General features: G+C 46.3%; 10 protein-coding genes. 1 reads left to right on the top strand and 9 read right to left on the bottom strand.

The window, feature by feature from the left end; all coding sequences use genetic code 11:
- Position 1: 1 nt before the first annotated feature.
- Positions 2-898, top strand: a complete 897-nt coding sequence (gene rocF / locus M2470_RS12265; protein ID WP_280745306.1) for an arginase — start codon at positions 2-4, stop codon at positions 896-898.
- Positions 899-1,028: 130 nt separating this feature from the next.
- Here the strand turns inward: rocF and M2470_RS12260 are convergent, their stop codons facing one another.
- The 9 genes from M2470_RS12260 to M2470_RS12220 all read right to left on the bottom strand — a co-directional run bounded on the left by M2470_RS12260 (position 1,029) and on the right by M2470_RS12220 (position 16,763).
- A complete protein-coding gene (locus tag M2470_RS12260) occupies positions 1,029-3,353 on the bottom strand; it encodes a BamA/TamA family outer membrane protein (protein WP_280745307.1) in 2,325 nt (774 codons plus the stop codon).
- Positions 3,340-7,965 (bottom strand): translocation/assembly module TamB domain-containing protein, encoded by a 4,626-nt coding sequence (locus M2470_RS12255; RefSeq protein ID WP_280745308.1) that lies wholly within the window; start codon positions 7,963-7,965, stop codon positions 3,340-3,342. Before M2470_RS12255 ends, M2470_RS12260 begins: the two co-directional genes overlap by 14 nt.
- 19 nt (positions 7,966-7,984) lie before the next feature.
- Positions 7,985-8,374 carry a YkvA family protein gene (locus M2470_RS12250; protein ID WP_280745309.1) on the bottom strand — a complete coding sequence of 130 codons (390 nt, stop codon included), beginning with the start codon at positions 8,372-8,374 and terminating at the stop codon, positions 7,985-7,987.
- A 12-nt stretch (positions 8,375-8,386) separates the two neighbouring features.
- A complete protein-coding gene (locus tag M2470_RS12245; protein WP_280745310.1) occupies positions 8,387-8,869 on the bottom strand; it encodes a methylated-DNA--[protein]-cysteine S-methyltransferase in 483 nt (160 codons plus the stop codon).
- Positions 8,870-9,130: 261 nt separating this feature from the next.
- Positions 9,131-12,136 carry a glycosyl hydrolase family 28-related protein gene (locus M2470_RS12240; protein WP_280745311.1) on the bottom strand — a complete coding sequence of 1,002 codons (3,006 nt, stop codon included), beginning with the start codon at positions 12,134-12,136 and terminating at the stop codon, positions 9,131-9,133.
- Between the two features lie 29 nt (positions 12,137-12,165).
- Complete coding sequence (locus tag M2470_RS12235) at positions 12,166-13,653, bottom strand: glycoside hydrolase family 30 beta sandwich domain-containing protein (RefSeq protein ID WP_280745312.1); 1,488 nt, start codon at positions 13,651-13,653, stop codon at positions 12,166-12,168.
- Positions 13,654-13,729: 76 nt separating this feature from the next.
- The gene (locus tag M2470_RS12230; protein ID WP_280745356.1) at positions 13,730-15,109 is read right to left on the bottom strand and encodes an rRNA cytosine-C5-methyltransferase; all 1,380 of its coding nucleotides are present in this window, start codon (positions 15,107-15,109) and stop codon (positions 13,730-13,732) included.
- A complete protein-coding gene (locus M2470_RS12225; protein ID WP_280745313.1) occupies positions 15,109-15,717 on the bottom strand; it encodes a DUF3226 domain-containing protein in 609 nt (202 codons plus the stop codon). Before M2470_RS12225 ends, M2470_RS12230 begins: the two co-directional genes overlap by 1 nt.
- A complete protein-coding gene (locus M2470_RS12220; RefSeq protein ID WP_280745314.1) occupies positions 15,714-16,763 on the bottom strand; it encodes an AAA family ATPase in 1,050 nt (349 codons plus the stop codon). Before M2470_RS12220 ends, M2470_RS12225 begins: the two co-directional genes overlap by 4 nt.
- Positions 16,764-16,932 lie beyond the last annotated feature (169 nt).

The following is a 16,932-nucleotide window of genomic DNA, read 5'->3' as shown; positions in this document are numbered from 1 at the left end:
TATGAAAGTAAACGTTATAGGAGTCCCGTTGAATTTAGGCTGCGATTGTGTCGGAGCAGAACAAGCCCCGAATCATTTGCGCGAAAGAGGCTTAATGGATATCATTCGCAAGAATGGCCACCGGGCTTTCGACCTAGGAAATTTATATGTCCCACCCGTTTCCGAGAGTGAGAAGTTTGCCAGCGGAGACGGCATGAAATACCTGGACACCATTGTAGAGGTAAACAACAACCTGGCTGAGCTGGTATATGACACGCTACGCGGAGGAGCTTTTCCTCTCGTGATAGGCGGCGATCATTCCCTGGGACTGGGCAGTGCCTCCGGTGTAGGTAAATGTTTTGACGACTTCGGCATTATCTGGCTGGATGCACATGGCGATATCAACACTTCCGAAACATCCCCCAGCGGAAACATCCACGGCATGCCCCTGAGTGCCTTAATGGGAATGGGAAGCAAAGAGTTGGTTGATGTCTATGCTCCGGGGAACAAAGTGCACCCTGAAAACGTATTTCTGGTTGGAACACGTAGTCTGGATGAAGGAGAATGGGAACTTATCGAGCGCGAGCAACTAAGTGTTTATACAATGGATACCATTCGTCAGAAAGGTATGGAGTATGTAGCCAAAGACATTCAAAACAAACTAAAGCAAAGGAAGATCCGGAACGTACACTTCAGCATTGACGTAGACAGTATCGATCCGGCGTATGCTCCCGGAACAGGAACACCCGTTCCCGAAGGATTAACCCCCGGAGAGTTTGAAGAATTTGTAGCATCCATCCTCTCCACAAATCTTGTAAAGTCGATGGACTTGGTAGAGCTAAACCCTCGTTTAGACAACGACGGCCAAACAACAGCCCTCTGCCTTAATATCATTGATTACGTAACAGATAAGATTTAAACGCAGCACGGGAAAAATCTCTCGTTTGTGAAATAAAATAGCTCACGCCCCGGATTTATCAGGTCGTGAGCTATTTTTATTGGGACGTGAATTATTCTGCCGTGCTGCGTGTTCCGTTCTGCGTACTGCATTAGAAAGGATAACCCACTGCCAGGTGGAGGCCGAGGCTGTCCTTGAATTTTTCGATATTGTAGTAACCTTTTTTGCTTGTTTGGTAAGGCAGGTGGAGGCCGATACCTAAGTCTACACGAATCACTAGGAAGTCAAGGTCGTATCGGAAACCAAAGCCGGTGCCCAGCGCGAGATCTTTTAACAAGCGACTGACTTTGAATGTTCCGCCGGGGCGGTATTCATCCTCTCTCAATAACCAGATACCGCCCGCATCCAGGAAGGTAGCGCCATATAGGTCGCCTGCTACACGAAAGCGGTACTCCAGGTTTGCTTCCAGCTTAAGATCGCCCGTTTGGTCGATGTAAGCGAAACGGTTGTTCTCATAATCCGGCTTAAAGCGCCCGGGGCCTATGCTGCGTATCGTAAAGGCCCGTACACTATTGGCTCCTCCCACATAAAATTGTTCGCTGTACGGAGACACCCTTGCATTGCCATAGCTGTAAATAGCACCAGCCATTACCCGTGCTACCAAACGATTGTTTCTGTCCAGTCGGTAATTGTAGCGAAGTTCGCTGGTTAGCTTCACAAATTGGGAGAAGGGATTTCCGAGTAGCTTCTTCTCTTCTTCGTCAAAGCTCTTTCCCGCCAGGGCATAAATACCCGAAAGAATATTTCCGGATTGCGTAAAAGCTGTTTGCCACCAGATATGATTCTTTAAAGAGCTCAGTGGCGAATCATCATAGGTATACGTATAACTCATAGCCGGAATAAACTGATCTCGCAAGCTGAGGTATAGTACCGGATTTACGTCGGCTATACTATCGAAGTCTGCCGTTGTCTTTTGCAGCAGGTTATACGACAAACGGAAAGGGGTAATCGAGTGGCGGGTAGTAGCTGTCGGCTGAAAGTCGTACGTCATGCTTCCGCCGAAAGATAGCATCTTAAAGAAGCGGGCGCGATTCAGTTGGCTACCATAAATACGAAACGTCGTACTTGAAGGGTATTCCAGATCGCGATGCGCAAAGCCGGGAAACAAAACAGAGGGGAACGTGAGCGTAGAAGATAAGCCCAGCTCATAACTATTGATGGAAGACTTGTTATTACTTGTCCGCTTGTTAGTCTGCCATTCATACGAACCTCTCAATTCCACATTGAACGTTTCCCCGCCATGAAAGACATTCCGCCGGGTAACGCCGAATATGGCACCCGGTCCTGCCAAGTCGTTACTTTTTGTGGTTACGTTTACTTCCAGCTCGCCGTCAATCGGCAAGTCGTACACCGTATTAATGCGCAGATTCAGGATATCATTCCTCCGCGTGGTATCCCGTGGTGTATATTGCATCTCCGTATAGCGGAAAATACCCAGGCGGCTCATACCCGATTGCGTTCGCTGCTGAGCGTCCAGCGTATATAAGTCGCCCGGCTGAAAGCGCAGACGCTTGTACAGTACGGAAGGACGCACACGAAGTTTCCCTTCGTAGTGGATGGTCAGGTCTTTGTAGCGTACGGAGTCGGTCGGAGGCTCGTTGTTATATCCTCCCAACCACACCGAAATATCTCCCAGTTTGTAGGGGCGCAAAGCCGAAGAGGGAACGCTTTCCGCCCGCCGCACACGCAGCCATACTTTCCCCGGAGCCATCAGTGTATCGGCCTGGTACACGATGTACTCGGGACGATAGTAATAATATCCCGCATTGCGAAGCAGGGAAGAAATACGCTGTCGTTCCTGCTCCAGGTCTACTACATTAAAGTTAGCTCCTTTGTGCAATAGGGATTTGTTCATATGCAAGGCAACCAGCGAATCGGCCGGACTACGCATACGCATATACCGTATACTATCATAGGTATACGGATGATTCATTGTCAGTGTAAAACTAAGCTGCGCCTTGCGGGGATTCTTTTTGTTGGGAATGACTTCATAGGAAGCGGTCCCGTCAAAGTAACCATTTTCCCTTAATATATTACGAGCAACAGAGGTGCGCACCTCCGGGTTTACGGTACTAAGCAATACCGGCTTGGCAGCAAATGTATCAAAGATCCACTTCCCTACTTTGCCCTTCTTGTTCACAAAACTATTGTATATCCACAAACCCATTGGGAAAGGCACGCGCAGGGAAGAGCTTCCGAAGAAGGCATTATTCGGAGGGTAAGACAGCGCCGCGTCCAGCTCTTCCATGGCCCGGTCTTGCGCCTTGGAAACATCTTTGTCGGTTACCTCTATCGATTTGATGCCGGTGTACAATACCTCATCCTCGGGCAGATTCCGGGTCGTCGAGCAGGAAACCAATAACAGTAGCCAGCCGAACATCCATCCTACATTATATATATACTTATTGCGCTTCATCTTTTTCGTATTCCGCTTCTTCGCGATCTTCCGGTATGGGTTGTACTTTCTTTTTCTTGAAATTGAATAATTCCCGCAAGTGTAGCATCTTCCGCCGCAACACAACGCCTACGCCCGTCTCTACTACTTCACCTTCCAACAGACTCTCGTAATTCCGGTCGTGAAACAACTTGAGGTATCGTGTCCCGGCAGCATCCAGGCGCCACTCTACCGAGGCATTATCCAGGAAGGCATCGTTTTGCTGCACATTGCCGGTCGATACTTTCCCGCCTACTACTACCCGCAAACGGTCATTGTAGAAACGTTTGGCAAACTGGAAGGAATAATCCGTCCGTGAGCCCCCGCCCATCTCCGAGTCCTGATCATAACTATCCATGCCGAAAGAGATATCAACTGTCTTGAGAGCATCTCCGGCTATGTTGTTTATTTCGCTTTGCAGGAAGCTACTCAGGGCATCTCCCATGTTCAGGTTCACACCGCTTCCACCTTCCATATACATACCGGTTACCATCATACCAACCGCTAGTTTCGAGCGTTCTTCCGCTCCTTTGGAGCTAAGCGTAGTCTGCATAGACATATCTCCCGGAGCAGCTATGGTAAACATCAACGACATATTATCCAGGCGTTCTTTCAAGTCTATGCCGACGTCGAAATCTACCATCCGCGAGTTTTCTCCGGCTGTACTAACCGAAGCTCTCATACGTTCGGTGGCCGCCAGGTTCAGAAGTGGATTCATCATGTCGCCATCCCATTGTACATAGCTGTCTGCCTTTATGGCAAACTCCTTCAGCGGAATAACGGGCAAGGCGTACTTTATCTTTCCGTCCGAGAGGGTGTAACGCCCGTTCAGCAGCATATCTCCCTGGGATGTATATTGAAAGGACAAATCACCGCCACCTTCCAGTTCTACATAACTAGAGCGATCCGGCGACAAGTCAACCCGCAGATGCACGATGGGGTCTATACGGAGCGTCATGAGCATATTCATACCTCCCAAAGGAAGCGGCCCTTGCCGCCTGCGGACACGGATAAGCGTATCGGTAAAGGAAGTAAAAGTGACCAGATCCTTCAAGCGGTCTTGCACCGTCAGCGGAGATTCGGTCATGATATATACCAAGTCTGTCCCACCCAACAGCTGCATATTTCCTCTCACATTTAAAGCATCTAAGGCCCCCTTGGCAGTAGCCGACAGGCTAACCAGCATCTTGCCGTAAACAATACTTTCGCGGCTTTTTTTAGAATTCAGCAGTTGCAGATCTGAGGCATTCAGCTTTAGATCGGCTGTCATCTTGGACAGGTTGCGAAAGTCTACATTCCCGTCAATAACCAGCGGATTGGTACCCGAGGAGTAAACCGCATACTTATCAAACAAAACGCGGCTGTCTTTCACTTCGATCTTCCGGTTATCCGGACGGACGCTGGCGTTCGCTGCTGTTATGTAGACCGAAGCCGTATCAAATTGCATATAACCATTTACTTTCGGAGCCGAAGCAGATCCCCGAATGCTCAGTTCCCCGTTCAGGGCACCGCTCAGCGAGGCCATCTTGTCCGGGATAAAAGGAGAAAGCATAGCCATCGGAAGTGTCGTCAGGTTAAGACTTCCTTCCAGGTTGTCGTTCTTCTTGGCCGAATAATAAAGAGCGGTAGCCGAAGCCACCTCTTCACGATCCTGCGAGAAGTGTATATCTATCTGATGGGAAGCATCGTCCAGGGGAAGGTACACGGCATTCAGCATTAGCTCCCCTACCCGTCCTTTTTCATATATAAGGGTATCGACATGGGTATCGAGCACTACCATAAAGGACTCCTCCGAAGGGGCATACTGAATGTCTGCACTAAGAATACCTCGCATATTGGGCAACCAGGGGAAGCCTTCCGATAGCGCTTCCAGGTCTACCTGGCTCAATTCGATATGCTGCTCCGGGAAATCACCCCCGCTCTCTACCGTATGCAGCCAAAACGAAGTATTTCCTCCTCCTGTAAAACGGACATTTGCCTCTATATCTTTCGGATTCTTCATCCGTATATAATTATCGGCATTCAGGGAAAAGGAATGAAAAGCCAAGACAGGACGTTCAGGGAATAGGCGGAACTTGAAACCATCCGTTTCCTTAGTTGCACGAATACCCAGTTGCACGCCTGTTTCCTGCTTTTCATTTTTGTATAGTAACTCGGTATCTACATAGCGGTTCTTTACCGATCCTTGCAGGCTGGCTCTGAAAGGTGTTTGCTGCATGTAACGATTCTTCAGCACATTCAGCCGATAATTCAGGCCTTCCTCCGTAGGACGTATCGAAACCATCACCGTATCGATCAGAAACGTATCCCGGTGGAGCGTGTAGAGGGAGGCATCCATCAGAAGCCCATCCTCCGGCGAAGCCAAAGCTTCCAGATCAAAACGGCTGAAGCCCATATCGTAATGCTGAAGAATATTATAGGCCGGGTTGTCTTTCCCGGCTACGATCCGCAGACTCACATCCGGAAAGGAAGGACGCAGGGCGGCTATGTTAATGAGCGAATCCTCCTTCATCTGCTTTGTCATCTCAGAAGACACAAGCGATATCCGGTTGAGCATAGTCTCCGGATCAGCATTACCCGTAAGCGTAATCCCCAGATCCCCCACATGAAAAGACACACGGGTGGTATCCTCATCGCTGCGGGCATGTAGCGTCAGCGTCTTGGGATGAATACGGTTTCGTCCCGTTACTAGTTCCCAGTTGCCTAAGGTCACGTCTAATTTGTTTCGCTTCTGATAGTCACTTTCCATTTCTGCAAAGACTTGAAAGGACGTGGAGAAGCTATCGGTTGTTAAGCCGATCTTCCGCAAGTTGATACTATCTATATCGGCTATCAGCATAGCAGATAATTCATCCTCGCGTAGCGTACCGTCTAAGGTAATGCCTGCTGCGGCATCCGGATGCAGGCTATTCAGTTCAGCTTGCAGCTGATGTTCTTTCAACGAGGCACCGAGGGTAATATCTTTCAGGGAGATACCGGCATAGCCGACACGCTCTATCCGCCCTTTCAGCTCCATTGTTGTACGGGAAGCGAAAGGATCTGTCCCCTGCCCTTCTGCCCGAAGTTCAGCCGCCAGCCACATTAGGGAATCATGCGGCAAAAAATGTTGTGGTTCCAGACTGTCTATCGAGAGGGAAGCCTGGTAGATCTCGCCGGGTATATTGTACTGCGCATCAAGTGTTACCTTGGCTTTATCTTCAGTGCATAACAGATTAGCTGCATAGGTCTGTTCCTTCAGTGATAGATTGCCCGACAGTTTTATTCCGGCGGGGATCAGGAAGCGTTCACGTTGTTCGGCTGGCAGTAAACCCAGCAGAAAGTCCATCTTACGACTTTGTGCCTGTAAGCGGATATCCGCAGAGCGCCGGACACTGTCTGTGACAGCTCCCACTTGTCCCGTTGCATCCAGCACCAGGGCAGCAGGAAGTTCGGCCTTTAGCTGACGAATATTCAGTAATGACAAATTACCCTCTACATGCGTAGCCAGACTAAATGGGGTATCGGGATAATGATTCTCGAATGCTTTCGGCATTCCGTTCAGTAGGGTAAACAAATCTTTTTTGCCTACAGAGGCTGTAAACAATACCCGCATATTTCCTTGCGATACGGGATTGAATACCGTTTGGGGTATTTCTGCCAGCAAGCGGGCTTCCGAGCCGGGTGTTTTCAGCAGTAAGTCCGGGATGGATATCAGGGTACTGTCCATTGACAGCTTACCCCTCAGGGAAGAAATCGTTAGTCCGGAGCGTTCTTCGGCGCTTAGATTTTGGATATCTGCACGGGCTTCTCCCTCTTGATAGTAAAGAGAATCTACCGAAATATTCAAGTTATTGAGCACGATATGCGAGGGATCCAAGCCGGACAATGGTTCCTGATGGCCGGTACGATAGTCGAGGCTACTGCCCGACAATAAAAAATGCGCCGCCTGGTAGCGAGCATCTGCCAGGTAAACAGCGCCCTCCCTCAAGGTAGCGACATCAATATAGGTGCCCACGCGAAGGGAATCGGGGCTTGTATTCATCTGCAAGGCAAAGCAGACTTGTTCCAAGCTGATTTGCTTCAGAAGCAGTTCCCAGTCGAGAGGTTCGGAGGGCGAATCGTCTTGCGAAAGAGAATCAATTCGAACAGTTATTGCAGCGGAAGACAAGCGGACATCATCAATCACAGCCTTTTCTTCGTTTAGGCCGATATGCTTGGCACGGGCAGACAGGCGGTCAAATGTGCCATCCACCTCCATCCCTTCGATTAAGGTACCGCTATGAACTACGACTTGTTCTACCTCTAACTTATCAACGGATATGATTTTCTTTAGTAAGGGTGCGGGCAGGATACGAAGAGAAAGACGGTCTACCGCCAACAAGGTATCAGTAGCCGCAGAGCTGACAGTTAATCCGTCAACCGACACATCCAAGGGGAAAGACAGGATGATCCGCTGCATGTCGATTTCCATTCCGGACGCTTCACTGGCATATCGAGTCGCCTTTTTAAGAACAAATTGCTGAAAAGGCGGCAGATATAAAAGGATTGAAACGATCAACAATAATACAACAGGTATCAGACAGATGATCCCCACCCATTTCAACCAAACCCTCATGTTATGTTTTTTCTAACCTTTAAAACAAGTCGAAGTCCTTTTCTTCAACTTTGCCGAAAATACTAAGTACCTGCGCCCTTGCTTTTTCTTTTATTTCCGGTGTGATGTGTATATACACCCTTCGGACAGCAAAGACCAGAGCAATCAAATCATCAGAGAAGCCAAGGAAAGGAATCGCGTCCGGGATTAAATCTACCGGAAGAATGAAGTAACCCAGGGCTCCCAGGATCAGCAAGCGTTCTTTGGCCGGAAACGTACTATCCGACAAGGCATAGTACAAGAGAAAGACGGCATATATTACTTTTACACCTGCCTTTCGTGCAACCTTCAGCAACTTGTCGGTGAATTTTTCTTCCGAGTAATGCTCACTGTATTTTACTAATTTGTCTTCGTTTTCCAGATCTTTCATTGGCTAAAATTATTATATCCTAGTACCGAAAAAAGACTGCTCGATGGAGAGCAACTCCTTTTTCATATCAAGCCCCCCGGCAAAGCCCGTCAGTGAGCCGTTGCTCCCTATCACCCGGTGACAGGGAATAAAAATAGATATCGGATTGCGCCCATTCGCGCGCCCTACCGCACGACTGGCATTGGGATTCCCAAGCATAGTAGCCTGTTGTCCGTAGGTCCTTGTTTCGCCATACGGGATAGACAGCAAGGCATCCCAGCAGCTACGCTCAAAATCGGTTCCTTCCGGGCGAAGCGACAAATCAAATTCTTTCCGTTTCCCATCCAGGTATTCCGTTAGCTGTTCCGCCGCCTTACGCAGCAAGGGTGTTTCTTCAACTATATACACATCAGGAGTTACGGTCTTTCCGAAAAACACATTCGTAATAAAACCGTCCTGCTCAGCAATACCGATTCGTCCGACCGGTGTGTCATAAAAAAAGGCTTTTTTCTCCATATTGTAACAGGTATATAATTTCCCTCAAATATATAGAACATTTTTTTCAGTCCTAAGGTTTTCAAGCTTTAGTTTTACTAATTTACAAACAAGGATGTTGTCTTTTTATTGCTTTAAAGCGAAGTTTTATTCATTTCACAGCTGTAAAACATACTTTTCACAGGTGTGAAAAAAAATTCTCACAAGTGTGAAATGAATTTTTCACACCTGTGAGAAATATAAAATAAGGGTTACAAATCAGCAATATTACTGATATAATAGTTACTGAGCAGCACCCGGAATTCTAAAGAACTTAGAGCGTCCTGTTACGAACAGCGTTTTCCCGTCTTTTCCACCAAAGGTAATGGTAGATGGACGTTCGGGCACTTCGATCATGCCTTTCTCTTTTCCGTCTTTATCGTAAATGTATATCTGTCCGTCGGCTACATACACATTGCCTTGGGCGTCTACGGCCGAGCCGAACTCTCCACGTTCTGCAAAGTATTGCAGGTTAGATAGCTTTCCATCGGCACTGACATCCATTTTCACCATACGTTTGTCGTATTCGTCGGCTGCATAGAAAGGTTTGCCGGGATAGGCTTCCAACAGGGAGGAAGTACGCGCCAAGTCGTAGCACTCCGGGATAATCGTTACCTGATCCGGTGCTACAAAGCACATCTCAGGTACCCATACGGATACGGTATTAAAGTCGTGGAAATCTCTCCAACGGTTGGACGGATACAAGGCTTTTTTCACCTGTTTAATCTGCCCCATCGGAACCTTGGGAAGTAGTTTGATTGTCTCTTCGGGATTTTCCGGATCAATCGCGTACACCCAGGAACCGAAACCTGAATTACCCCATCCGCTAAACGAGGTACCGTGCGCATCGGGCAAAGTAGGAATAGCTTCCTGCTTTCCGTCTACCAGATAGCCGGGCTGAGGATCGTAACGGAACAATACCAGCAGATTGTCTTTCGTATCGCAAGCCAGAGCGATGGGTTTCCAGGGGAAATCAGCCACCATCGACAGGCGATTCGTCTCTGCATTCCATTTATAGATACGGCGCATTTTATTTTCAGAGAAATAAACATTGCCTTTGCTATCGCTGGCAATTCCTTCGGTAAACTCAAAACCGGAAGCGAGTTGCTCTGCTACCCCAGCCTTGTTGGCAAGCGGATTGCGGCGAGGCTCTTTCCCGGTAATAAGCAAGCGTTGAAACTCCCAGGGGCGCACTTCGATATCGGTATTGATATCGTATATCGGAAGATCGGTTGTGTACTTAATCTGCGAGTAGTTATGCACATTAAGGAACTCCACGTTCTCGCAATTCCAGGTACGCACCGAATTGTGGTACGGTACATTAACCCGGATCACCCGGAACATATACAGATTGGCAAAGGTCATGTCTTTGCATCCTTCCAACTCTACCGGCTGACATTCGGAGCTTTCGCGGCTTTCTTCTTCCAGCTGGAAAGCGTAAACCTTCCAGTTAGATACATTCTTGAAACGGGCTTCGTTGCGCACATGATGCTCAAGCGACATGGCGTAGATGCGTCCGGCAGTAGAAGTATTATTTACGTATAATCCGCTGGTAGCGTATATGCTGGCCGTCCATATATCCTTGATGGTTCCGCCGCCGTTCTTCGTTACCCAGAAACTCCAGTACTGGTTATCCCAGGCCTGATCCATTCCCATATTGTACACCGGAGCAGAAGGGCTGCTGGTTTTCCGTTCGCCCCAGTTATACTGACGAAGGGTAACCGGGCCTTTCTCCATGCCGCCGTGTCCACCTACAAACTTCACATCATTCACATACGAACGGGCATTGGCCATCCACTTCAGGCCAACAGCACGATAGTTATATCCTCCGGTATTCATACCTATACCGTTCAGGATGTTTTCACCACCTTCCGAGGATTCGAGCAAAGCCTTCGGAGCGCCGAAGCCGCTGAAAGCCGGAGTGCTTTCTTCCAGTATAAACTGTGTACCAAAGGGATGCAAACCTATCAGCTTGGTAGAAGGTTTCATGCGAACCGTTTCGGTGAAGCGATACCAACCCTGCGGCACATATATCACTTCATGTTTGTCGATGGCTTCCTGAAATGCTTTCGTATCATCCGCTACACCGTCTCCTTTGGCTCCCAAATCTTTAACGTTCACCCAACTTTCCATAGCAGGCAAAGCAGGGATATCACGTACCATTGCCTCCGGCATCTTTGTCAGAGGAACGATATCACTCAGGGTACGGTACTCCGGATGCGATGTCATATCATCCATCTGAAGGCCATGCGCATAATTCCGTACATTATATATCTTATGAGGCACAGCTGTTTCCGTTTCGCTTCTTCTGTACTTCACCAGTACGGGAACATTGCGGCAATCTACGTTTCGGAGGGTGATCTGATTGTTTCCGTTATTCTCGTTGCTAACAACAATAGCCGGGCCCTTCACGTCTTCAAAGCGGCAGTTCTCCATAAAGAGGCGCTCGTGATAGTTGGGCGTAATATCTACAACGGCAGGTACATTCTTTGCCTGCAGATTCACAATCGTAAAGCCTACTTCCTGGCAATGGATAGCTGCTTTGCGTTGTCCTTCAAAATACGAGTCAACCATCATCATCTGCCATCCCGGCGAGCATTTCGTGGTATAGATACCATATTCGCCACCATAGAAGGCTACGTTCTCCATTTCATTTCCTACGTCGTACAAGCCGGCTTTTCCTTTACCTATATATATACAGGCATGACTGATGAAACTATGCTGGGCGAAATGTGTACGCAAGGCTACAGCATGAGGATTGCCATCTTCTATGCGCAGATTGATATTGGACAAGGCGCTATAGAACGTGCCGGCACCCGCATCGCGGATATTAGACACATCGTCTACCATATTGTCCGTAAACCAAAGCATATAATTGGCTTTCCCCTTATCGGTAGAAACTTCTGCCTGATAACCGGGAGCATTCTTCTTAAGTATAATCTCCGGTCGCTTGCTTCCGTAACCAATCAGGCGGATGGCCTTCGGCACATAAATGGTTTTACTTATCAGGTATTTGCCCTCCGGAATAAACAGGATGCCGAAGTTTTTCTCTTTCTTCACCTGATTAATAGCTTGCTGGAGCGCCTCGGTAACATCGGTCTTCCCGTCGGCTTTTATGTTATAACTTTCGGCTGTGAAGTAATAAGCCTCTGTGTCACTGGGACGCTGTGTATAGATGGAACGGTTATCTACTGCCCGTATAGACATGACAATAGATAAAGCAAATAATATAAAAATTATCTTCTTCATTGTAATAGGGTTCGTTTTGTTTGTAATAATTACCAGATGTATGTGCCTACAGCACCGGGGTTGAGGCGTATAGAGGCATATTGTCCCCTGAACTGAATCTTAAACGAGGAAACATTCCAGGTATCATTTGCCACAATCAGGACAAACTTACCTTCCGGTGTTTTAAACGCTACGTTCGGGAGAACTTCCTGATTCTCGAAAGTAGCGACACGCACGACTTCGGGACGTTCTTCGTCTACCGTAAGACTGACACTCATGTCTCCTTTGTTTGTAGATGCCAAACGAACAGATCCCGGGCGCACAAACTTAGACGCGTGAGCTATAACATAATACGCTACGTTCTTTGTCACCTTATCTCCGTCCAGTGTAACGGCTCCCTGACACATCGGGCATCCGCCATCGTCGGTATGCGGATCATTGTTGGGGTCGGCTGCAAAGTTCCAAAGAATGACATTCCGGCTCCAGTTACGGGTTACATTAACAATCATACGTTTCACCTGAGCAGCAATAGCTATATCCGGACTTCCGGGACGCTCTACAATCATCTGCTCTGTAAAGTAAAGATGTTTCTCGGGAAAGGCATTGTGAACGACCGCCATGGCGCTCATATCGCCTCCGTAGTGATGGAAGCCTGATCCGTCGACATACTGCGCGGCTTCCGGGTCTCTCAACACAGTAAGCGCATAATCCGGACGGTCGAGGTTGTGATCGAACAATACGATCTTAGTTTTCAGATTTGCCTTTTTAAGTTCAGGTCCCAGGTGGTTCTTGATAAAATCCGCCTGCTCTTGTGCCGACATCCGCATACTAGGCGTATTGTTGGCATTCAACGGCTCGTTCTGAATGGTGATGGCATCGATACGAATCCCTTCTTTCTCCATTGCCTGAAGATACTTGACAAAATAGCGGGCATAGACATCATAATACTCCGTCTTCAACGAGCCGGCCTTTACCTTGTCATTGGTTTTCATCCAGGTAGGAGGCGACCAGGGAGAGGCCAAGATCAAGATGTTAGGATCAATCGCCAGGATTTCTTTCATCACCGGAATGACATCTTTTTTGTCCTGAGCCAGATCAAACTTCTTCAAGTCCATGTCTTTTTCGCCCGGTTTCAGGTCGTTGTAAGAGAAGACAAAGCTGTTCAAATCTGAAGCACCGATCGTCAGGCGGATGTAACTCACGCCGATATGGTCACCTTTGGTTGAGAACAAATCCTCCAGCAAACTCTTTCTGGCCGAGGGCGTCATCATCATCATTAGTTCTGCACTTCCGCCCGTTAAGGCGAAACCGAAGCCGTCTACACTTTGCATGGTATGCGACTCGTCAATCACAATGGGAGCACCTCCCCGCCAGGGATTTTGCGTAGAGAAAGGAATGGGTTCAGACTGTTTCTGAAAAAGAGCGGAACGATCCGGTTCTGTTACCCAGGCCTCTATCTGATGAGAGGCCGCTTGTTGCGCATAACTTGCCAAGCACGTTGCGCCTAGAATCAACGTTAACAATACTTTATTGGTCATAAGAATTAAAAATTAGAGATTTATACAAAAATATAAACTCCGCTAAGCTAGTAATTTTATTATAGATAAAAAAGAATTAGAACGGCAGACATGTGATTTTTTCGGGTAAATAGCCGGAGCGTATCCGCCATTCCTGCGGATAAAGGTTGTTGGCGCGATTGCCTAATTGCTTAACAAAACCAAGCGGAGAGCCTTTGTACGTCAGCAATACATATCCTTTCGGCAGCTCGGGAGGAAGCTGCAACACCTCTTTCCGAAGGTATTGGATAGCTTCTTCGTAAGATACTTCATGCAGAGGGAAAACATTTCGGTTTAAATACGTACTCATCGCCAAGGGATGGGCAGGCAGCACATCTTTCCCCTTTATCTCGCCCAACTGAATCCCGAACGACACCATGCGCAATGCATTTGAGATCAACATATGCTCCTGCTTATAGGCAACCGGAAAGGCTTCAAGCGTATTATTTCGTAATTCTATATTGAAAAGATCTGGTTCTGAAAGCCATTGCCGGACTTCGGGAGGTATCGGCTGGGAGGCTTTCTTCTTTTCCTTTGAGGGTTTTATTTTTGGAGTAACAACTTCACCTTCATTCTTTCGCAAGACGGCAAGAAAGAATCCCTCGCCTTTGGTTTTATGAGGGAAAAAACGATAGACCGGATAGTCATACTTCAAGCCTCCGGACACTCCCCACTCCTCCTTTAACGGAAGCGGCAGAGGAGTCGCTCCCAAGTCATTTACGATATAATGGATGTTGTCTTCGTTTTCTTCCGTATTGTAGGTGCAAGTGCTGTATATCAACAGTCCGCCGGGCTTTAACGTATCCCATATATCCTGTATGATCCGCTTCTGGCGTGCGGCACAAAGTTGCACGTTAGAGACACTCCACTCGTTGATACTGTTGGGATCTTTCCGAAACATACCTTCCCCGGAACAAGGGACATCAGCCACCAATACATCGAACAGCTGAGCCAGACCGTCAAAGTCCGCCGGATCGTTATTGGTAACAACAAAATACGGATTTCCCCATTTGATTATATTTTCCGATAGGATATTAGAGCGATTTCTGATTACTTCATTGCTGACCAGCAGACTACCCTCCGGCAAAACACTCAGCAAGTGAGTTGATTTACCTCCCGGCGCCGCACATAAATCCAGGCACTTGACAGGCTTATCGACGTATGCCCTGATAGCCTGCTCCAGAAACATTGAGGAAGCCTCCTGCACATAATACGCTCCCGCATGAAACAGCGGATCAAAGGTAAACGAAAGCCGCTCCGGCAGATAATACCCTGTCTCGCACCAAGCCACCCGCTCATATGGCAAGCCCTCCAAGCGCTTCGCAGCATTCACACGAATACTCACCGGAGCCTCCTCCCCCACAGCAACCTCCAGCCGCCGGAAATCATCAGCCAACAATTCTTTCGTACGAGTAATAAAATCTACAGGAAGCTGCATCATGACAAATGTGTCTCTAAAAAGGTTTTGAGTGGTAGTAAAGCCTCAGCATTCAGATCCCAGTATTCGGGATTTTCATAGCAATAGTCTTGCTTTTTAAAACGCATTTCTTCTTCATTATCCTGTTTGTCAAACGTATAAATATAGGTATGAAGTTTGTTTTTCCTATCCGGGATTTTATACAATGGATTATTATACTTTAATAAACACTTTTCGTATGACTCAAAACAGCTTAAGATTCCTTTGTGCGCCTCGGGCACTAATTGCTCAAGCAAGGTCTCAAAATCGCCATCTTCTTTATTGTTTGGAAAAAGAAATAATTCGATATCTTTCCCGATTCGTTCAGCTTCTTTTTGCAAATATTGTTTTCTTTCTTCAAAACCTCCCCCATTTTCAGGATAATCCGCATCAAAAATTACTATATTTTTCTTTCCAGCCTGAGCTGTATCTTCAAGATTCTGAAGGATTCCTGTTTCGTAAAACAAACGAGTATAACCTTTGGCTGACACAACTCTTACATCTTCCTTGCTAATACCTAAATGATGAAGATATGCTTCAATAAACAATCTGTCACGATCTTTATCCTCTACATAAATGGTATGTTTCATCTGATTTCAATTTCTTGTTCCAACGCAAATTGGATATTTTCATAGTTATATTTAAAAGCTTTCATTTCATAGTCATATTTTCGGATACTAAACGCGCGAAAATCATCACGATATAATCCTCTTTCGTCATTTGACAAATACTTTTCTAAAGAAGATATCACGTCTAAACTATGTGTTGTTGCTATTATTTGGGTGTCAAATTCATTCGCTGATTTAAAAAGAGTTTCCCATAAAAGTTCTAGCACAGAATAATGCAACCCATTATCTATTTCGTCTACCAGCAAAACTCCATTTCGGTACTCGTAAATAAAGATTACTAATGATAATATTTTACGAAAGCCATCCCCTAACACATTAATCGGAATATACTTTGAATAACCAACATCCACCATAACAGAATTATCCATAATAATGACATCATTCAATGTTGGCTCAATTAACTTTAACACAGAAATAACAGAATCTATTTTTTTATTTTCAATTATAGACTTTAGACTCGTAACAAAGTCTTCTGATGAAGTATCTGTTTTAAACAGCTTGGCTAAAATATTTTCTTTATACCCTTCTGGATGTATTTGGCTTATTTCAATTCCTTTATCTGTATGTTCGCCCCTGAAAGAAGAATTGTATTCTTTATCACCAATATTAAAGGCAGATAATAATCCTATAATTTGTTCGTCTTCTTTACTTGAAAAAGATTCGTTAGAATATTTGTCTACATCCAAAAATCCATAGACAGGACTTATCTTCATCATACGCTTGTTTCCCTGGCAATCTTTCCCACTTATAGTTATGGGCAACTCATGATTTCGCTCAAAGAACAACACATCCAAAGCTTTAAAATAATCATACGGGAATCCTCGATATTGATTCACTTTAAAACTTAAATAAGGATTAGAGATACCCGTCAACAGAAACAAAGCTTCTAATATGGAACTTTTTCCAACATTGTTAGACCCCATAAGAACATTGATACGTTTCAGATTATCAATTTCCAAATGCTTAATCCCTCTAAAATTATTTATTTCTATTGATTGAAATCCCATCTTTTGTATTGCTTTTAAAAACAAAGATAATCAAAAACACGAAAAGACTCTTTTGTGAAGTTGTTTGCTTTTGTTATTTTTTTGCATATCTCTTAAATTGAGCGGCTTGTGAGTGGTTTATGTTACGCAGGGCGTATGAATATGTAAGGTGTGAGTAAAACATGTAACA

Source organism: Parabacteroides sp. PH5-46 (assembly GCF_029892785.1).
Lineage (GTDB): Bacteria > Bacteroidota > Bacteroidia > Bacteroidales > Tannerellaceae > DFXE01.
Note: the sequence above shows the minus strand (reverse complement) of the source record. Positions and strands in the feature narration are given on the sequence as shown.